20 protein-coding genes and 1 pseudogene are annotated in these 20,255 nt (G+C 28.6%); 2 read left to right on the plus strand and 19 right to left on the minus strand.

The window, feature by feature from the left end; all coding sequences use genetic code 11:
• Positions 1–19: 19 nt before the first annotated feature.
• Positions 20–160, plus strand: a pseudogene (locus KQI89_RS05860) (Hsp70 family protein); the annotation flags it as partial.
• 172 nt (positions 161–332) lie between these two features.
• Positions 333–686, plus strand: a complete 354-nt coding sequence (locus KQI89_RS05865) for a hypothetical protein (protein WP_216456292.1) — start codon at positions 333–335, stop codon at positions 684–686.
• Positions 687–1,159: 473 nt separating this feature from the next.
• On the opposite strand, the gene KQI89_RS05870 is transcribed toward KQI89_RS05865, so the two are convergent.
• The 19 genes from KQI89_RS05870 to KQI89_RS05960 all read right to left on the minus strand — a co-directional run bounded on the left by KQI89_RS05870 (position 1,160) and on the right by KQI89_RS05960 (position 20,106).
• Positions 1,160–1,768: a hypothetical protein gene (locus tag KQI89_RS05870; protein WP_216456293.1), complete on the minus strand. Its 609-nt coding sequence runs from the start codon at positions 1,766–1,768 to the stop codon at positions 1,160–1,162.
• A gap of 135 nt (positions 1,769–1,903) precedes the next feature.
• Positions 1,904–2,806: a GNAT family N-acetyltransferase gene (locus KQI89_RS05875; protein WP_216456294.1), complete on the minus strand. Its 903-nt coding sequence runs from the start codon at positions 2,804–2,806 to the stop codon at positions 1,904–1,906.
• 140 nt (positions 2,807–2,946) lie between these two features.
• Positions 2,947–3,354, minus strand: a complete 408-nt coding sequence (locus KQI89_RS05880) for a RidA family protein (RefSeq protein ID WP_216456295.1) — start codon at positions 3,352–3,354, stop codon at positions 2,947–2,949.
• A 272-nt stretch (positions 3,355–3,626) separates the two neighbouring features.
• Complete coding sequence (locus tag KQI89_RS05885) at positions 3,627–3,896, minus strand: CD3324 family protein (protein ID WP_216456296.1); 270 nt, start codon at positions 3,894–3,896, stop codon at positions 3,627–3,629.
• A 307-nt stretch (positions 3,897–4,203) separates the two neighbouring features.
• Positions 4,204–4,476, minus strand: coding sequence for a CD3324 family protein (locus KQI89_RS05890; RefSeq protein ID WP_216456297.1), 273 nt, complete (start codon positions 4,474–4,476; stop codon positions 4,204–4,206).
• Between the two features lie 166 nt (positions 4,477–4,642).
• Complete coding sequence (locus tag KQI89_RS05895; protein ID WP_216456298.1) at positions 4,643–5,020, minus strand: cytidine deaminase family protein; 378 nt, start codon at positions 5,018–5,020, stop codon at positions 4,643–4,645.
• A gap of 274 nt (positions 5,021–5,294) precedes the next feature.
• Positions 5,295–5,933, minus strand: a complete 639-nt coding sequence (locus tag KQI89_RS05900; RefSeq protein WP_216456299.1) for a Vat family streptogramin A O-acetyltransferase — start codon at positions 5,931–5,933, stop codon at positions 5,295–5,297.
• Between the two features lie 146 nt (positions 5,934–6,079).
• Entirely contained in the window at positions 6,080–6,832 is a 753-nt protein-coding gene (locus KQI89_RS05905; protein ID WP_216456300.1) for an MBL fold metallo-hydrolase, read from the minus strand.
• A gap of 521 nt (positions 6,833–7,353) precedes the next feature.
• Positions 7,354–8,442, minus strand: a complete 1,089-nt coding sequence (locus KQI89_RS05910; RefSeq protein ID WP_216456301.1) for a radical SAM protein — start codon at positions 8,440–8,442, stop codon at positions 7,354–7,356.
• Between the two features lie 270 nt (positions 8,443–8,712).
• A complete protein-coding gene (locus tag KQI89_RS05915) occupies positions 8,713–9,450 on the minus strand; it encodes an alpha/beta hydrolase (protein WP_216456302.1) in 738 nt (245 codons plus the stop codon).
• Positions 9,451–10,095: 645 nt separating this feature from the next.
• Positions 10,096–10,764: a DUF4272 domain-containing protein gene (locus KQI89_RS05920; RefSeq protein WP_216456303.1), complete on the minus strand. Its 669-nt coding sequence runs from the start codon at positions 10,762–10,764 to the stop codon at positions 10,096–10,098.
• On the minus strand, positions 10,761–10,931 hold the full coding sequence (locus KQI89_RS05925) for a CbrC family protein (protein ID WP_216456304.1): 171 nt from the start codon (positions 10,929–10,931) through the stop codon (positions 10,761–10,763). Before KQI89_RS05925 ends, KQI89_RS05920 begins: the two co-directional genes overlap by 4 nt.
• 425 nt (positions 10,932–11,356) lie before the next feature.
• Positions 11,357–11,917, minus strand: a complete 561-nt coding sequence (locus KQI89_RS05930; RefSeq protein ID WP_216456305.1) for a restriction endonuclease subunit S — start codon at positions 11,915–11,917, stop codon at positions 11,357–11,359.
• Positions 11,918–11,963: 46 nt separating this feature from the next.
• A complete protein-coding gene (gene xerA, locus KQI89_RS05935; protein WP_216456674.1) occupies positions 11,964–12,917 on the minus strand; it encodes a site-specific tyrosine recombinase/integron integrase in 954 nt (317 codons plus the stop codon).
• A 315-nt stretch (positions 12,918–13,232) separates the two neighbouring features.
• A complete protein-coding gene (locus tag KQI89_RS05940; RefSeq protein ID WP_216456306.1) occupies positions 13,233–13,457 on the minus strand; it encodes a DUF6718 family protein in 225 nt (74 codons plus the stop codon).
• Positions 13,438–14,022, minus strand: coding sequence for a hypothetical protein (locus KQI89_RS17995; RefSeq protein WP_343216328.1), 585 nt, complete (start codon positions 14,020–14,022; stop codon positions 13,438–13,440). The genes KQI89_RS05940 and KQI89_RS17995 overlap by 20 nt, the downstream gene beginning before the upstream one ends.
• A gap of 117 nt (positions 14,023–14,139) precedes the next feature.
• Positions 14,140–15,273 carry a restriction endonuclease subunit S gene (locus tag KQI89_RS05950; protein ID WP_216456307.1) on the minus strand — a complete coding sequence of 378 codons (1,134 nt, stop codon included), beginning with the start codon at positions 15,271–15,273 and terminating at the stop codon, positions 14,140–14,142.
• A 1-nt stretch (position 15,274) separates the two neighbouring features.
• Positions 15,275–16,777, minus strand: coding sequence for a type I restriction-modification system subunit M (locus KQI89_RS05955; RefSeq protein WP_216456308.1), 1,503 nt, complete (start codon positions 16,775–16,777; stop codon positions 15,275–15,277).
• Between the two features lie 20 nt (positions 16,778–16,797).
• The gene (locus tag KQI89_RS05960; protein WP_216456309.1) at positions 16,798–20,106 is read right to left on the minus strand and encodes a type I restriction endonuclease subunit R; all 3,309 of its coding nucleotides are present in this window, start codon (positions 20,104–20,106) and stop codon (positions 16,798–16,800) included.
• Positions 20,107–20,255 lie beyond the last annotated feature (149 nt).

The raw sequence follows: 20,255 nt of genomic DNA on the forward strand, positions 1-20,255 counted from the left end.
TTTAGGAACCACAAACAGTTTAGCTTCTATAAAAGAAGATACAGAAAAATATATAGGTGAAGAAGTTATGGAGGCAGTTATAAGCGTCCCTGCTTATTTTAATGATGCCCAACGTAAGGCAACTAAAAGAGCTGGCGAACTTGCAGGGCTTAAAAATGAATTCGAAAAAATTTTGTTAACTCAAAACCTGGACAAATGGACTATATATAGATTGCTCACCAGAAGAAGTTGAAAGGTTACGAAAATATAATGAATCTTTTGAGATACGTAATGGCAGAAAGCTTAAAGTTTCAAAGACATTAAAAGAATTTAAAGAAAGTAATTATGGCGCATTGCATTCTATATATGTAAAAAGTATTATACCTCTTAATGTTTATGTCAACGTTGATGATAATGGTAAATTTGATTTTCGTGCAAAAGAAGAACTAAATGGACAAACTTTTAACGACAATATATACACTCAAGCATTTGTAGGTGAAATTGATGGGAAAAATGTGATGTTTATAGATAAAGATTTTTCAATGAATAATGTAGATACTAATAGAGGATATAACATTGAGGGCTACAAGTACAAATTTACAATAAAAGAACCCATAAAGGCACCAACTAAGAAAGGTCAAAATGTTAATTCAATGGAAATTGATCCAAGCTTTCTATATAATTCAAACATTAAAAATAGTGGCTAGCATATGAAAGGCACATAAGAATCCTACACAATTAAATATAAACAAATTATAAAATTATCATAAATTCTATATTATAATTTTTAGTACAATTTAATAGTTGAATGGGGGATACTGGTATCATTCATCCCTTTCGAAGTGTAATAGTCTGCAGTTCCATATCAAATCCCCCTTCAACTTATATTATTTAATGCTATTTCAATAGACTTTTCTTTTTTATATTCATCTTTTGGACCCTTACCAAGTTTAGTTTATATATCAACTTAAAGTTTTTCTAAAAAATAAGATAGACTTACTTTAAAGCCTATCCATAATCTTAAACTTCTTCAATTTTGCATCTATGTTTTTTTCTTTTTAAATCATATTAATAAACACAGTTATGTATTTTTTACCATTTAATACATTTTACTTATATATGGAATAATTGTATATCCTTTACGATGCTTGGTGTATACTTTATTCAAAATCACATAATTCTATTTTTGTGTTTTGGATTTAAATTTCATTTCTAGCCCCGACCTTGAATCTAAAGAGATCTTTAAATCTCCAATTTCTTCTTCTCTAGTTGGAACTATGTTACCTGTAAAGCACTTATCAAAAAATTCTTCAAATTTTTTTGTTTCTACATTTGGCTCACATACATCAAATACAGCATTTGCATATTTTTTAAAATCTTTAACTTCACCTTTGCTAAAGGTAGTTTTTGTAAGAGACCCGTTATTTTCTTCCGTTCCTCCTCGGAATTTAATGGAAACTTCCGTAAGTTTGCCATTTTCCTCATGAGATTTAGCACTAACCATACATTTATCTAGAGATTCTATATAAAAATACACATCATCATCTTTTGTTGACTTTGCTTTTACTACACCTACACTCTGAGTCTCTAATTTCTTACCTTTAAATTCTTTAATTTTTGTGTTATTTCCAATTGTATCATTAAAATAATTCTTAAATTCTTCACCAGTAAATGTATAATTTTCCCCGTCAACTCTACTTTCTGTAGGCTCTTTTACTTTTGTTCCACAACCAGCTAATAAAAGTATAGCCAGGCAGCTAATAACACAAATTTTTAATTTCTTTTTCATTTTAATTTTGTCCCCCTTAATTCTGCACATTAAAACTACTTTCCTAAATTTACGACATAACTTTTTAATTATAGCACATAATGTATTTTATTTCAAATTAAGCCATTACAGCAACTCGCATACATTTATTTATCATTATGCATGAGACAATACAGGGAACATTAAATCTTCTGTTTTAAAGGGATTGTCTTTTCCAATCTTAATAAAAAGAGTAGTATCCTCTTCATTTACCAAAGTTTTTTCATAAGAAGAAATATTATTTGGGGTAAAGCCTAAAATCACCTTCTTAGTTTTCTCATTCATTATTGAATTAATAATTTTATCTAAATTTACTTCTTTTGTGGTAAACACATCTTGTACATATAAAACATCTTCATTGAAGTCACAGATAACCACAGCATTATAGTCTTCAATATAATAAATGCTCTCCTTCATAAAATATGTACAATAAAACATTATAAGAGATGCATTATTTTTCATAGACACCTTTGATATAGGTATTGCATTACAAATTATATCGTAAACAAATTTCCTATCCTTATCACTGTCCATACTCATCTTTCTTATGTTCTCTGACTTCTTCTCCCCAATTCTTTTCACAAAGTATTTATATTCATTACACTTTTCAAAGCCAAACTTTGGGTAGAAATCGAGAACGCTATCATTAGCAAAAAGATAAATAAGATCACATTTATCCTCCCATTCTTTTAATACTACCTCCATAAGTGCTCTACTTAGGCCTTGTCCTCTATACTCCTCATCTGTCATAACTGTTCCAATTTGTACAAATCTCTTTTCCTCTCCTAAAATCAAGAAATCCATGATATTTACTGAAACATTAGATACTACTTTATCTCCATCTAACAAAGAATATGGTATATACTTATCTTTCCAATAACCATCTTCATACCATTGTTTAAAGTTAAAACCATAGGTTTTTTCTGTTAAACTATTAAAACTATTTCTTAATGCCAAATCATCCTTGTAATTACACTTATAAGTATATATTTTATTATTAATTAATAAATTTTCATCCATTTTTAATTTTTCCTTTCCCTTATTTGCATTATATTCTTATATCTTATCCTAGTATTTTTTATGATACAACCTTAATAACTTTTACTAAATAAAAATGAGCCATAAACTATATAAAACTAGTTTATGGCTTATTAAGCTGATTATTTTGCAATCCATAATTCTATTTCTATTTTTAATTCAGGTAAGCCCAATGCACTTATATATGCAATAGTCATTGAAGGATATTCTGTACCAAACAATGACTCCCACTTACCATCTAAGTAATTCCAATCAATTTCTTCAGTTGCCCAAATATTAACTTTAATTACATTATCGGCGGATAATTGTTGAGATGCTAATAGATTAGCAATATTTTTAAAGGTATTTTCCACTTGATCATTAATCGATTCAGGAATATTGTTATCTATACCCACACCTATTTGGCCTGAAGTCACAAAAATCTCAGCATCCTTTGGTATCTTTGTTATATGACTATATTTTCCCACAGGAGACGGAATATTTGCAGGGTTCATCCTTTTAATTTTTTCAACATTCTGTTTATTCATCATTTACTTATACCTCACTTTATTAATTTTATAGCAATTTTTAGAATTAAATTTGTTATTTTTAAATACTATCTACTTTTATTAAGATCATTATATAAAAAATCAGCTTAAGCTTTTTTATATAATGTTTTATAATTTAATCTAATTTTATCATACACTCTTTGCTTATTGCACGTTTGAAAATGCCTCTGTAAAGACTTTGAGCACAAATGAAAATTGCAATTCTCTTTATATAAAAAAGTGGATACTTAGCCTCAGACTAAGTATCCATTTTTTTATGTATTATATTGGCATATTATTCTTCTTATACTACTTTGAGATAGATAATATTCTTCAGCAAGTTCTTTAACTGACATACCTTCTTTATATTTATTATATATCTCTATATTTCTTCCTCTTATCTCAAGCTTTGAACCACTTGATTCACCCCAAGATCTCTTGTTTTCAAACTTTCTTGGTATATATAAATAACCACCATCCATGTATTCTTGAATTAATTCAAGAATATCTTTAGGTAATACATCTTGTGCTTTTTTATATTTCACTTTATCTACTCCTATTTACTTTTGGGGTAAATAATTAAGCAAAAACTGCACAAAACACTTATTTAAATTTTTATATAAAACCCCTTGCAAGTCATGTTTTGATTTATATTACAGTCTTTGCTCGGAGCTTAATTCAATAAATCTGATTAAATTTATTAACATATGCATCCCCCCTTTTAATTTATTGTTCTTTATTATAACATAAATATAAATTGATACCCTCTATTTGTTCTGTAGTTATTACATCTTGTGGATTTAATCTTAAGCCATAAACTATATAAAACTAATCTATGGCTCATTAAATTAATCATTTTCTTTTTTGCTGTAAAATAATTCTGTCTATACTTTTTCTTGATAAAAAGTACTTGGTAGCAAGATGCTCTTTATCCATACCTCTATTATAATCCTCATAAATAGCTGCATTTCTTATTTCAATTTCTTTTCTGGTATTAGTTGCCTCCCCCCATTTCTTTTTATTATTCTGTTTTTTAGGAATATATATATATTCTCCATCAACATACTGATGGATTAAATCAATTATCTCTTTTGGAAATATATCTTCAGCCTTAATATAGCACATTTTGTTCCTCCTAAATTTAACTCTTTTACTTAGGATTAAACAAAGGCTATTTTCTTAATTATGTTATTAACACAATAGCCTTTGCTATGCGTTAATAATAAATTTTCTCATAAATCATTGACTCCTTTCTTTACTATTTTCGTTTAATTTAAATTCTTAACTAATCCTATTCCCATCGATGAGGTAACAAATCATTAATAGTAAGTATATGATCTTTTTTTATCATTACCTCACATTTGTAGTTTTCATCATGGATTTGGCAAATAAATTCTCTACATCTTCCACAGGGTGGAATTATTGTTCCATCTTCATAAACTGCAATTACTTTTGTTATTCTATTTTCTCCTGCTGTAATCATAGCTGCAATAGCCGCATGTTCTGCACAAAACCCCATAGAACAAGGTGTATCTATGCATACCCCAGTATAAACTTTTCCACTTTCACTCAAAATAGCTGCTGCAACAGAACCAGCATAAGAGTTTTTAGAAAGTTCTCTAGGGTTTAATGTGTTTTTTGCAATATCATATAATTCATCAAATTTCATAGTTATAGACCTTTCAAATAAATTTTTATATTATTTTTTCACGCTTTTTACCAACATATAATCCATCTTTTATAGCCTCAACATATGGAAAGCCGAAGCTTTTTAAAAAATATATTGTTTCATTTCTACCTCCTTATACATAAAATTTATTCCTTTCTATATTTATTACTTAATAAACATGATTTTCTTTTATCTCAATAGTAAGAGTTAATAACATAAACCATATGGAGTATCCTCAATTTCTACTATGAAAAATTATACACACTTTAAAAAGTTACTTTATAGACTTAATTTTATCTAAATCTGAGCTGCAAAGCACTTCAAGATTTTTGAAAATCTTTTCTTCAGTCCAATCCCACCATTTTAATTTTAATAAATAATCAATCAATTCATCATCAAATCTCTTTTTTATAATTTTACATGGATTACCTCCAGCAATATGATATGGAGGAACATCTTTTGTCACTACAGAATTAGCAGCAATAACTGCTCCATCTCCAATATGCACACCAGGCATTACTGTAACATTCTGTCCAATCCATACATCATTACCAACCACAGTATCACCTTTTAGAGGTAAGTCTTCAAGGGTTGGTATAGTTCTTTCCCATCCATTCCCCATAATATTAAAAGGATAAGTTGTTACAGAATTCATTCTATGATTTGCACCATTCATTACAAATTCTATGCCTTTTGCAATAGCACAAAATTTTCCTATAATAAGTTTATCACCTATAAATTCATAATGATGTGTAACATGTTCTTCGAACTTTTCTGCTCCATTTATATCATCATAATAAGTGTAATCTCCAACCTGAATATTAGGATTTTTAATAACATTTTTTATATAGCAAATGCTCTTTATATTTTCATTAGGATAAATACTATTTGGATTCGGTCCAAATTTATTCATATATCTTATCTCCTTTACAATTAAATCTATTTTTTATTTTTACTTACTTTTATTTCTTCTTAATCACAGATATATAACAAATGACTTTAACTATATTATTTTTCTTTCGTTATATACCCACCTACATAAATTCCATCCTCTCTTTATTATTTACTTATCTTTTTTCCATCATTATTTGTAGAGATTTTTTTATATTCTGATTTTAAACACTCAATAATCTCTGTCTTTTTTAGAGGTGAGGAGTGTCCTAAGAAACAAGTATCAAACTCTAAACTCTCTAACATCTTTATAAAATTTTGTAATTTAACCGAATCATACTTGTAGTTATCATAAAAATCTATACTGTAAGCATCTCCTATAAATACTACCTTTTCTTCAGGTACATAAACTATAACAGAATCTTCTGAATGAGGAGCAATAACATTTTTTAAAATAACCACTAATCCTCCTAAATTTATTTCTAAATCATTTTTAAATACTATATCAGCAGGTATAACTTTTATATCTTGAAGAACTTTATACTCTTTACGAATATTAATATCTGCAAATTCAATATCCTCTCCAGTTAAAAGACGCTTACTCATTGCTTCTTCCGTCCATTGCCATTTGGACATAACTTTTAATCTTTCATTAGTTATTTCACATGCTATTGTTTTTCCAGTAACTGCATTCATTCCATAAGTATGATCCCAATGCCAATGAGTAATAGCCACATAATCCGGTAATCTTAAGTTTGATTTTTCTATAGAGTCATTAAACTTTTCAACATGATTTCTTGAGTTTCCTGCATCCACCATTAAAGAATATTTATCTCCTTTAACGTATCCAAGTAATGGTCTATCTGTTTCTTTATCATTTTCAAGAAAATAAATTCTTTCTGTAACCTTTGTTAAGACCATAAAACACTCCACCTTTCTTAATATAAAACTAAAAAATCCCCACAGATGAACAATATCATCCATGGGGATTTTATTTATATAAAGATCTTTTATTATATTCAAATTAAACTTAATACACAATATATATATTTATCCCTATTTTAATTGTAAGATAAATAAACATATAGTTTTATATGTGTGTATTTATAGTTATTTTGTTTTTATATAAAAGAGTTTAATAGATGATATTGTTCTTAAAACGCATAGTTAAATAAAGCTCTATCTTAGAACTTTTTAAGCATTTCAAATTATTTACTTTTAATAATTTAGTTAAGAACAAATAAAATCATTTCTTTAAATCTCCTTTTAATATAACTATAATTTTATTCAAGTATATAATCTATTATTCTTGTTGTCAACAGATTTTTCCTTCCAAAGACAATATTAGCAATTAGGCTAATAAGAATTTCATAAATTTTTCGGTGAAGAATAAGCGTTACTATACTAAATAAAGCAGATCTTATATAGTGTTACTAAACGTTTCATAATAAAAGTTTTTTTACTTCTTCTTCTTTTTCAAACAATACACAGCCACCCTTATGTTCACCCAGAAGCATTTCTGTTGCACTTAATTTTTTAAATAATGGTGATTGTAATGCATCTAGTAAACTAGAATCTTTTAGATTTGTATCAGAAAAAGGTGAAAATGGACATGGTTCTACGCCTCCATCTGTGTTAATGTGGAAGAAGCCTCTGCCAGCAGCAAGACATCCTCCAGAATGTTTTTCATCTCCTGGAAAAGAAATAAAAATCATATCTTCATAGCTTTTTCGTAGAAATGCTTGTTCATTTTCAAGATAACTACGTTCCTTATCTGTTGGTGCCAAAGCTTTAGTTGAAGCATCTACTGGTACATATTCCACAAAAATTACTACCTTGCAGCCTCTTTTATATAACTCTGATATAAAGTCTTTCCTTGTTACAGTATATATGTTTTCAGATGTAACAGTTATAGAAACTCCATATAATATACCTTTAGATTTAAGGGAATCCATTTTATTTATGAGAAGTTCATAGATCCCTTTACCACGTCTAGTATCAGTTTTGTTCTCATCACCTTCAATACTAATCACAGGTACAAGATTTCTATTAGAATCGAAAAGCTTAATATATTCTTCATCAATCATAGTACCATTTGTGAATATAGGAAAAATAATTTCTTTAATTTGAGAAGCTTTTTCTATAACATCTTTCCTCATTAAAGGTTCCCCACCAGCTAGCAATATGAAAGAAATCCCAAGTTCTTTCCCTTGTTTAAATATATCTTCCCATTGAGCATTAGTCATTTGTTTTTTGTTAGACTTTTCACTACAGGAATTATTTGCTCTAGCATAGCAACCTTTACAAAAGAGATTACAGTTACTAGTGATACTGGAGATTAGGAAGGGTGGAATATGCTGTCCTTTATCTTCAAAAGCTTTTCTTTTTTTAGCAGCTTTTTTGCTTTCTAAAATATATCTCATAATGAATGTTGTTTCTTTTGGATTCTGAAAGGATGCCTTAATTGCACCCTTCACAATATTCTCAACGCCATCATTTAAATAATCAACTAGACTAAACTCTATACCCATTTCAATGCTATCTCCCCATAAATTATTCATTAATTTTATATTTTCTTTGAATGAACAGCAAATTTCTATAATATTTACAACCTACTTTCACTCTTGCTATTGCAACTTATATTTAAATACATTATAGCACTATATGGTAAAATTTTCATGTAGTTTCTGAAATTGCTCGGTAATTACTGTAGCATAATGTAAGTTTTTTAAACAAATATAAAATTTATAAATATATACTATTTTAAACCTCTCTTTATAAAAGACTCATTTTATGTTTTATTAATTTTTACTTAATAAGAACTCTAATGCAACTTTATTTCTATTTAACATATTTTCGTGATGATCATAATCATCCCAAATCATTTTTACATTTTCTTCTCCTATTCGCCTCTTGAATATTTCATAAGATTGTTCAGAAAACTTTGGCATATATCTTTGAATAGTAACTTTATTGTGACCTTCCTTTTTACCAGCAATTATTATAAGTTTAAAATCATCATTTACTATATTTTCTTCACCTATAAAATTAATCCATCTCTCATACCATTGAGATGCACATATACTTGCAATTTTACCATAATTGTTATTTTTATAAATTGAATATAAAGAAACTAACCCTCCAAGAGAATGTCCCATAATCTTTCTATCTTTCTTATTTGTACTTACTTTAAATTCATTTTCAATATAGCCTTGTAAATCCTTTAATAAAAATCTTAGATATTTATCTGCTTGTCCTTCAAAATCATGGAATCTTTCATGCTGTGACTTTGAAAACCAGGGTGTATATTCATTTAACCTATCAATAGGGGTAATTCCAACTATTATATGCTCTTCTAATAGTCCCTTTGAAAATCCCTCTTCTATATCATCAATTATTTTTGTTAAAAACCCTTTAAATTTATCTCCATCATGAGCATAAACTACAGGATATCTTTTATTTGAGGTATCATATCCTTCCGGTAAATAAATAAATATTTCTCTTTTTAATACTGTTCTTGTTAAAATCGTTCCTTTCATCTTTCTTTATCCCTTCTTTAATTTATCTGGAGAAACTCCGAACTTTTTTGAATATCCTACTAAAATAAAATTCCTCATTATAACCAACTCTTTTTTCAAATCAGCCTTTATAGTCTTAAAGAAAATGATAATTATTATTAATTAATTTGTAACAACTAGTATACCCTATTTTTTGCACCTATTCAAGAAAGGATGTTAATATGCAATTTTTTAAACTCTAACGAATATTACTAATTTATTTTTTAACTGTCTATTATACTGAGTGTTTTCATCTAAATCCGTAATAATCTTCTCCTAGCACACTATTTATTATTTTAATTTTCCTAAATAAAAAAGATATATTAATACATCTACTGTATTAATATATCTTGGTGGATTCTATAGTAAAGTCGATACATGACCTTTAAAATCCATCATTAGCATAAACTTAGTTTTATCTATCACACTGCTTCTCCTATATAACCCTAAGCATATAATATATCTTGCATATTTATATCTATCACTATTTTCTTATTGATGCTAATTTAATTAAATCACTAAGTCCTTTTCTGAAATTGATGGATTTCCATAATATACTGTATCGTGATGAAATGCCCATTATCCATATTATTGAATCATAATTAAATAATTTCATATTCTAATTTATTAAGTATCTGTTGAGACACTATCCCAATTAGCATTATATGTACCTTTTCCAATTAGCCAGTTTAATCCCCAATGACGTTCAAATACGACTCCTGAATCTAAACCTTCTGGCGGATTTCCCCCATGTATTCTAGCCTCTACACAAGCCCAGTTATAACGATAAATTAAATCCGCCTCTTCTAATATTTCCTCTATACTTTTTAATTTAACTTTTTTCATAAAATCATTAAAATGTTCACAGTCTGCTACTGCATGAATAGCAAAGTCACAATCACATACTTGAGAAGGATATTCTAGTTTATCTACAATTCCTAGTGCCCAAATAAGTGTCCAATAGGCTTCATATTTCCATGCCATATTAATTATATCTTGCTTTTCTGGATTACCAAATATAATTTTCTTCTCAGCTTCTGTTAATTCTTCTTTTACCCCATACTTCTCTAAAAAACCTTTGAAAAAATCTTTGGATTCTTCAATATTTTCTCCGCTATTAATATCACAAGCTACTTGAATGGAGATTAAACAAGCAATAGCACGTTTAGCTATTTCTTCTGCACTTCGCACCTCTATTTCATTTACATCCTCAATAACTGGAAGTCCTTCCATATATGGAACTTTATTAGCTTTTAATATTTCTATAGATTTTTGTTTTCTTTCCAATGGATTCACACTCTTTCCCCCTTATATCTTGCAGTATTCATTATAAATACTAAATCTTTATACCTAAACTCATTCATTTGATTTGGCATAAAATATCCTAGGCTTTTATTAGTTGAAAATGCTCCTGTTTTAATTGGATCTGGATGATATTTAAATTTTGGTAAATCTTTCTCCATGTATAACACCACTTCTTAATAAATATACTTTATTATAATTTCACCATTTATTATGATTTAAAATAATCATCAATTATATTTTTAATTTTACCATAACCAATACACTCATATTCACCATATTCAATTAAAATATTAATAAATAAATCTTCGTAAACTAAAGCAACCCACAGAAATCTAAATTTTAGATTTTCGTGGGTTTAAATATTAGAGGCGAGGCATGGCTTCTAATATCCACCAAAATAGGCATAACTCTAAACTAAAACTCTTCTAGAAACTTTATTATTAAATGAATTTCCACCTATAGGCGGTTCTTTGGTTTCAATGATGGAGACAGATAAACGGTATAGTCCCAAATATACAAAATATATTGAGAATTTCAGACATAATTAAACTATAGGGAGTTTTTATTACTCCCACTCTACTACTTAATTAAATTTCAATTTGTCGACTTGGTTGACGAAGTCGGCGAATTGGTTTTGAAGTTCTATTGGTGGACATAAGAACTCCATAGATTTTACTTCATTCATGGATGGAAAATTAGGTATTCCGCTTCCTCTACTAAATCCAAATAGTTTATCTTGAATTTGTTCATTTCTGAATAACTGCATAAAATAGATATTGTTCATAATATTTTGATCTAAAGTTATTTTTAATAACGCTTGATTTATAATTCCTTTTTTAGCTCCTTCTGGTACTTCCGATATTCTACCAAGTGTAACCCCTGAACAACTTACAAGTAAGTCTTTTGGATCTACCTTAAACATAATCATTTCATCATATTTTTCTTTACTTATAAAATACTTAGCATACTCAAAATCATTATGTATAGCATGACGTTGCTCATATACTAAATATCCTTTTTGTATAAAGTCATCTTTTTTTAATGAGCCTCCAAATGGACCTCTTTTCAGTGCATATTTATCTTCAGTAATTATTTCTGGTAATGTTTTTCCTATAAATCTTTTTTCTATAGGATTTCCAAACATCTCGATAAATCTCGATTTGACTTTGTTAATTACAATTTATAAAAAACTATCCAATATACTTCCTATGAGAAATCTTAACATTATTTTGATTTACCATTGCATATTGAAGAGTTGTATCTATCTTTTGATGTCCTAAAAGGTGTTGTACCTGTTCTATAGGCATTCCCTTATCAATGGCTCTTGTTGCAAGTGTTCTTCTAAATTTATGAGGATGTAACTTGTTAATATTAAGCTTTTTTCCCAAAGCTCTCATTCTAATTTCAACTCCACTAATATTTAACCTATTATGCGGTTCTATTAGTGATACAAATAATGCTCTATTATCATCGACTCTACTATTAAGATAATTTTGCAAATGTATTTTGGTTCTAGCATCAAAATAAACCCTTCTTTGTTTATCACCTTTTCCTTCAACAATACATTCTCTCTCATTAAAATCTATATCATCAATATTTAACTTTACTAATTCTCCAACACGTATTCCAGTAGAGTTTAACAAATCTATAATTGCAAGGTCACGTATTTCTTTACAATTATCGCGCATTATTTCTAAATGCTCATCTGTATATGTTTCTTTCACGATTTTTCCAGTTCTTATTTTATGAATCCGTCTTACTGGACTCTTTAAAACATAATTTTCATCCTCAAGCCACGAAAAGAATGTGGATAGGATCCTTCTAACATTATCAACAGTGACCTTGCTACAATTACTTCTTTTATGATATCCCGCTAAGTATTCTCTTAAGTCCTCTGTTGTAATATGCTTAACTGGTTTGTCTAAGGCTTTTAACATATTTTCTATGGTTGATTTATAATATTTAATAGATTTTTCTGAGCATCCTTCTACTCGCTTTGCACAAATAAATATGTTGCAATAATTTACTTCCTCATTAGCTAAATTTTTGTTGCTGGCTTCATCTATAAAATCTACCCCCTGTAGCCTTCTCAATAAAACTTTATGAAGCTCTTCCATTTGCATATTATTAAGTAACTTTACCATTTCCTGTTCAATTTCAACAATAAGCTTTTCCACTACAATCTACCTCTCTTTTAACATTTTGATTGTAGTATTATTGACAAGTTTATTATCTTTTTTTCATAACTTTTATTGTATAATCTAAATTTTTAGCAATGCTTAATTCATCTTCTACTTTTTTTATAACTTGTTTTGCCCTATTGTTTAAATTTAAAGCTTCTTCTGCATTTGGCTTAAATTTTGCATTGCTAACCTCTTAAGAAATCTACTAAAGTACTAAATACGCGCCTTTAGCGTATTCTTTAAATTGAATTCATAAATTTAAATGCTATTGTAAAATTAATTCAAAATAGCTCTATCAATAAACTCCCCAACATTATTTACTATATTGAAAGGTTCATATTCCTTCCACATTTCTAAATTAGATAATAAAACAACCTGCTTATCCTTTCCTTCTAATTTATAATTTAATAAATCATCTATCATATCTACCTCTTTAGAATCATTTGAACCATAAACTAATGATCCTATGGAATCGAATTTTTTAACTAATATATAATACATTTTTCAATACCTCCTTAAAATCCTCTTCATTGCTTATAATACCATTATCATATAACTCTTTTAATTTTACTCCTATAGTATTATCCTTATATTTATATATATATTTGTGAAGCCACATATTAAATATATAATCTCTTTTGGTGAAAAATTGTATTTCTATCGGATAATGGTAATTGCTTTTCTTATAATAAATATGATACCCTCTATATCCATCATCGTTTTTCTTGCCATTTGTCATATCTACGTGTTTTATATTATCATTACTTAAAACTATATTGTAAGTTTCAACTATAACCCTAATTCCTAATATATCATTGAAACATGAACCTATTTCTTTACTTGGGTAATATCTATCATATTTAAGCTTTATGGATTGTAGAGATTTGATTCTATATGTGTAGTCATCTAATAACCTTCTTCTTTTCTTTAAAAATAACCTATAGTCATTAAGTTCTTCTATTAAAACTTCCTTGTCTACTTTTCTAAGCGTATTCTTTAGATTCTTCCCTAATTTCGTTTCATAACTTATTGCATCTAAGGTTCTAATTAATTTATTATTATCCACTATTCCTCACCTCTCATCCAAACTTATAAATAACATTTTATTTATATTGTAGTTTTTCCAATCCACCTGAAAGATAAAAATGTTGTTTATGTTATGTCTTTCTTAGATAAATCAATTTTAGCTAAATAATTCTCCATTAAATGCTTTTTGCATCAATGAATTAAAATTGTTCTCTAATTCTTTTAAACTCTCTTGCATTTCAAATTTCAATTTGTCGACTTGTTTAACGAAAGCTGCGAATTGATTTTGAAGTTCTAATGATGGAATAACTACATTTAATTTTTTTATTGTAGCTAAACTCATAAATGTTTGTGCTCCACCAGTCTTATTTTCTTCTAAAATAAAATTTCTACATAAGTTTAGATAATGCCACAAGTAAATGCCATTAATTTTACTTTTATCCGGTTTTAATAAAGCAACATTCTTCATACTAAATTCATAATCTAAACTATTGATTACAGCGGTTCCATAGTTAACGCCTATGTTTGTATATAACACATCTCCGTATTCTGGATTACATCTTTTATAAATTATTTCATGGTCTTCTTCAGATACATATTCGATATCAGTTAAATCAATTTTATCTCTTCTTATATTCTTACCTGTTATTAATAATTTACCTTCAGATAAGCGTTGAGGAGTATCATGAGTACCATCAGTTATTTTAGAACAACATTCTTGCAATATACATTTATTCCAGCCGCTGGGATTTGAAACTGGGTCACCAAACATCTCGATAAATCTCGATTTAACTAACTCATCTAATTCTTCTATTTGATCTTTTCTCTTATCAATTAATGTTTGTGCACTATCTAATATCTTTATTATTTTTTGTTGTTTATCCTTGTTCATCTCAATAAACTCAGCACCTAAAATATCTTCTCTTGTTATTCCTGGAATCATTCCCTTTGCTTTTTCTTTTAATCTATCTAAATAATATTTTAAATAGTAAAATATAAACTTAAATTCATAACCACTTTTAGATCTTATTGCCATAACCTGTCTACTTAAATGCACTTCATTTTCTTCTAAAATTAATAATTCTCCAACAGTTCCCTTTACTGAAATTATTAAGTCGTCCTTTTTTCCAATTACAGTGGGCTCTTGTGTCCACCTTTCAATATTCAATATTCCATCAATCATATTGCTTGCACCCATAATATATGGAATACCTTTTTTCTTGTCATTATACTGAGACTTTGTCAAATCTCTCCCTGATACTAACTCTATATAACTTCCTAATTTTATCATTTTACACCTCAAGCATTCCTTTTAAATCTTTTAATCCTTGAGTTATCTCTTCCTCTAAAGATTCAATTCTTCCCAAAATAACACTTGGTTCATCATACACAACTTCCTCATACTCTATTTTCTTATACTTATTAATAGAAAGATCATAGCCACTTTTAGCTATCTCTTCTTTTTTTACCCAGAACCACTTATCCTCTTTAACTGGCTCTAGTGTATTATCTTTCTTTATTGCTCTCCATTTTTCTATTATATCTGGAATATCCCCATTATTATCAAGCTTATTTCTTTTATCATCTAGTGAGTAGCCATCACTTTGCATATCATAGAACCATACTTTATTTGTTTCTCCCCCTTTTGTGAATAAAAGAATCGCTGTTGATACTCCTGCATATGGTTTGAATACTCCTGACGGCATTGATATTACACCTTCTAGTGCATTTTCCTCTACCAAACTTTGTCTTATATCCTTATGGGCCTTAGTTGATCCAAATAGAACTCCATCTGGTACTATAACAGCACATCTTCCTCCTAAGTCTAATATTCTATTTATAAGCTTCATAAATAAAAGCTCAGTCTTGGTTGTCTTAGCTCCCTTAGTTAAAGATGGGTTTATATCTCCAGCATCTATACTTCCTTTAAAAGGTGGATTTGCTAGCACCAAAGTATATTTATTTTCTTCTTCATATGCTTTTGACATTGTATCCATTTGTCTCACATTAGGATTATCAATGCTATGAAGCATAAGGTTCATTGAAGCTATTCTAACCATTGATGGGTCAAAATCAAATCCATAGAACATTTCAGTTCTAAAATGATCCCACTCCTCATTGCTCATCATATCTCCAATTCTATTTTGAAGATTACCTTCTTCATCAGTAAATATACTTTCTGGTTTTGTATATTTTTCTAATATGTATTCTAATGCATTAATTAAGAATCCAGCTGTCCCACATGCTGGGTCGCATATTTTATCCTCACTACTGGGATCCATAAGTTCAACCATCATTCTTATTATGTGTCTTGGTGTTCTAAACTGACCATTTACTCCTGATGTTGAAAGTTTTGATAAAAGATACTCATATAAATCTCCCTTAGTATCTACATCATCCATGTTTATTCCATCTATAAGTCTAACTGACTCTTGAAGTAATGACGGCTTAGGTATCATAAATACTGCATCCTTCATTTCAGCTGTAAAGCTTGATTCTTCTCCTCCCATATTCTTTATGAATGGAAAAACCTTTTGTGATACAACATCAAACATTTCATTTACATCCAAATGTTTGAACTCACTCCACTTCATTAACTCATCTGAAAACATAGAGTTATATGACCTTCCTATTCTATTAGCTCTTTTTTCATTAGCATTATCTATATCGTCTAATCTCTTTATAAATAAAAGATATGATATCTGCTCTATTACAGTTAGTGGGTTAGATATTCCCCCTGACCAGAAGTTATTCCATAGTTTATCAATTTTACTCTTAATTTCTGCACTTAACACGTTTGTCGTCCTCCCTAACTTTAAGATATAACACTTACTTTAAAAGGTGCTATCAAATCAAAAACATCATCGGCCATTCTTCCAAATATACCATCAACTCCATTAGGATTAAATGATGTATATGGTGCTCCAAACAATGCCGCAACTGATATACCTTTATTTTTAGCAATATCATTCTTAATTATTTCTAAAGTTTTAATCTGTGTAGCATTCATTTTATTATGATGCTTCTGAATAAATTCTTCAAACATTTTGTTTAATTCTATCTCATCAACACCAATAAACTTTCTTATAATACCAACTATATCTTCTTTATCTATATCTGTTTTACTTGAAAGTTCATCTATACTATAAACAAAATCTTCACCAAATATTGAATATATACCGTCAATTTCAGTTTGTGAAAGCTTTTCACCTTTTTTAATTTTATGAATCACTAACTGGTCATTTAACTTCTCTTCAATGGCTGATTTTACTCTCTTTTCATATGGTTCCATATTAGCCCCATAAAGAACTGAGCCAGCACTAATTTCCTTTATTGCTTCACCAGTATCCTTTATATCCATTACCACAAAAGTTCCTGCTGTAGCTCCTTTATATTTCATTAAATCTCTTAAGTCTCTTCTTATCTGTTCTAGTTTTTCAAACTTTAGATTATCCCATCCTGATGGCTCTAATAAAGATTTTACAAGTTCTCTTTTTCTATCAAACTGATTTATATTTATTTTTAGTCTTGCTAGCTTTTCCATAGTAGCATTGATTTCTCTAACTAATGAATCTTTATCATCAGCCTCAAAACTTTGAAGTATTCTATAAATTGAGTTATCAAACAATATAGCATCTAAATTATCTTTAGCTTCAATCCATTGTATTAGTGGTGCTATTTCTAATTTTAACTTTTTAATGAAATCTTCACTTAAACGACTCCAATACTCTTCCTTTTTAACCTGATCTATTTTCTTTCTATTCTTCTTTATTTCTATACTCTCTGATGGTAACTCTTCAATATTTGCTTTTAACTTTTCTGCAAAGTCATTACATATGTTTTCTTCATTCTTTGACTTATATATTTCTAAAAGCTTACACATAAGCTCAAATCTTACCTGCATAGAGGTTTTTTGTGGCTTTGGAATAAATCCTTTTGGATTCAGTTCAAAGAACTCAAAGTTTTTGTAGCAATCAAATATAGCAAACTCTGTTTTATCTACTCCGCCATCAAATAAATTATCACATCTTCTTGTTCCTCTTCCTATCATTTGCCAAAACTTAACCTTTGAATAAATAGGCTTTGCAAATACTAGATTAACTATTTCAGGTACATCTATTCCGGTATCTAATAAATCTACAGATATTGCTATTCGTGGAAATTCTTCATTTTTAAAGTTTTCTATGAGTCTTTCTTTTTCAATAATGTCAGAATAAATAACAGCGGTCATTTTTCCATTATATTGAGGATACATTTCATTAAATAATGAATCTAATAGGTTCGCATGATTTTTATTTTTAGCAAATATGATGGTTTTACCTAAGTGATCTCCAACCTTAATACCTTTATCCATTAAAGATTTTAATATAAATCTATTGGTATCCTTATTTGTTATTTTCTTTTCTAACTCTTTTTTATCATATTCAATTTCATCACCATCATGTCCTTCATCATCAACCTGCCTTCTTTGTTCTTCTGTCATTTGGCTATACTTTATTCCTTTTCTTAAAAAGTCAGTAGTAGCATCAATTACTCTTGGTTCAATAAGGTATGGTGGAATATGACTCCAAGCTTGATCTATTGAAAAATTAAATGTTGGGTCCTCTGTTTCGCAGTTAAATAAATCAAATGTATTACGCTCTATGAAATCTATAGGAGTAGCTGTTAACCCTATAATATTTGCATCAAAATACTCTAATATGTCCCTATAAGTTTTATAGATACTTCTATGGGATTCATCACATATTATTAAATCAAAGAAACCAACACTAAATTTACTATAGTAATTTATCATTGTTTGATAAGTTGAGAAATACAATGTTGCTTCTCTATTATCAGAATTTTTTCCTGTAAATCTACATGATATTTGCTCTGGCATAAAGGTTTTAAAGCTATTCTTGTCCTCTTTAGCTTGTCTAACAAGTTCATCTCTATCAGCTAAGAACAATACTCTCTTAGCACAATTTGCTTCCATCATACCTTTAGTTAATGCAATAACAGTTCTTGTCTTTCCTGTTCCAGTTGCCATTACTAAAAGAGCTTTTCTATGCCCATTAGAATATCTTTCATATACCCTTTTGATTCCTTCTATTTGATATGGTCTACCTGCAATATTTTTATCTATCTCAACTTTATTTAAGTCTTTCTTATACTTATGTTTAAAGAATAACTCCTCTAAGTCTTCTAAAGTATAGAATCCCCAAATTTGTCTTGGTTGACTATGCTTATCATCCCACATATAGATTTCATAACCATTAGTATAAAACACTATTGGGCGAACTTTATAATCTCTTTCAATAGTATTAGCATATTCTACTGCTTGTTGTCTGCCTATAATAGAATCAACTGATGTCTTTTTAGCTTCTACTACTGCAATAGGCTTACCCTTTTTATCAAATAAAACATAATCAACAAAACCTTTTTTACCATCCTCTTTATGATTTTCTAGTGGGAGTTCTAACTTAACTAGTTCTTTGTTATTAATATCCCAGCCTGCATCCTTTAACATTAGGTCTATAAGCTTCTTTCTAGTTTCTGCTTCATTAAGCTCTAAGGTCTTTTCAACTTCCTTTTCTATAATTCTATCTGCTTCAGTTTCAACTGATACTTTTACTTCTTCTTTAATTGAACTTACTTCTTTAGTGTGCCCTTCTTTTATTTTGTCCTTTTCCTTAGCATATTCTTCAATATTATATACCGGTTCTTTAGTTATCACTGGCTTTGGAGTTTTATATGTTAATGGTTTTATAGAAGTATCTTTTGTTACCTTAATATAAAACCATGTAGCTACTTTATACATAGAAACTAAACATTCTAGTGCAACTTTTTTATTTTCATAACCTTCATGATTTGCCTTATTACCATAACGTCTTACTATATCAAATAGGTCTGGAATGGCTCCATTTATTCCTGTATTTCTTAAAAGTTTAATTTTATCATCTTGAGTTACAAATCTATCAACCTCAATTTTCAAGGCTGCTAGCATATGATCTATTATTTTTTCTCCAAACATACGCATTTTTAACATAGATGCATTATTATCTGTATGAAGATAACTTTCTGCTTGTGTTCCTAGCTTGGCTAATATTGGCCATTTCTTATTTAAAAAAGAAAAATTAGACATCATATTTCCCCCCATTGACTTTCACTTAACTACTAAATACCATTCCATCCGCTCTTATTAAATCATCTAAAGAATTTGGTGTATATTTGATCAAGCATTAATCTATTTTGTCTAGATAACAACTGATTTATATCAGCAAATTTTCTTCT

The organism is Clostridium simiarum, from assembly GCF_018919175.1.
Lineage (GTDB): Bacteria > Bacillota > Clostridia > Clostridiales > Clostridiaceae > Clostridium_L > Clostridium_L simiarum.

Coding starts and splice junctions, on each gene's coding strand:
- KQI89_RS05870 (WP_216456293.1), bottom strand. CDS start 1,768: ATGAAAAAGAAATTAAAAATTTGTGTTATTAGCTGCCTGGCTATACTT.
- KQI89_RS05875 (WP_216456294.1), bottom strand. CDS start 2,806: ATGGATGAAAATTTATTAATTAATAATAAAATATATACTTATAAGTGT.
- KQI89_RS05880 (WP_216456295.1), bottom strand. CDS start 3,354: ATGATGAATAAACAGAATGTTGAAAAAATTAAAAGGATGAACCCTGCA.
- KQI89_RS05890 (WP_216456297.1), bottom strand. CDS start 4,476: ATGTGCTATATTAAGGCTGAAGATATATTTCCAAAAGAGATAATTGAT.
- KQI89_RS05895 (WP_216456298.1), bottom strand. CDS start 5,020: ATGAAATTTGATGAATTATATGATATTGCAAAAAACACATTAAACCCT.
- KQI89_RS05900 (WP_216456299.1), bottom strand. CDS start 5,933: ATGAATAAATTTGGACCGAATCCAAATAGTATTTATCCTAATGAAAAT.
- KQI89_RS05905 (WP_216456300.1), bottom strand. CDS start 6,832: ATGGTCTTAACAAAGGTTACAGAAAGAATTTATTTTCTTGAAAATGAT.
- KQI89_RS05910 (WP_216456301.1), bottom strand. CDS start 8,442: ATGGGTATAGAGTTTAGTCTAGTTGATTATTTAAATGATGGCGTTGAG.
- KQI89_RS05915 (WP_216456302.1), bottom strand. CDS start 9,450: ATGAAAGGAACGATTTTAACAAGAACAGTATTAAAAAGAGAAATATTT.
- KQI89_RS05925 (WP_216456304.1), bottom strand. CDS start 10,931: ATGGAGAAAGATTTACCAAAATTTAAATATCATCCAGATCCAATTAAA.
- KQI89_RS05930 (WP_216456305.1), bottom strand. CDS start 11,917: ATGTTTGGAAATCCTATAGAAAAAAGATTTATAGGAAAAACATTACCA.
- xerA (WP_216456674.1), bottom strand. CDS start 12,917: ATGGTAAAGTTACTTAATAATATGCAAATGGAAGAGCTTCATAAAGTT.
- KQI89_RS05940 (WP_216456306.1), bottom strand. CDS start 13,457: ATGTATTATATATTAGTTAAAAAATTCGATTCCATAGGATCATTAGTT.
- KQI89_RS05950 (WP_216456307.1), bottom strand. CDS start 15,273: ATGATAAAATTAGGAAGTTATATAGAGTTAGTATCAGGGAGAGATTTG.
- KQI89_RS05960 (WP_216456309.1), bottom strand. CDS start 20,106: ATGTCTAATTTTTCTTTTTTAAATAAGAAATGGCCAATATTAGCCAAG.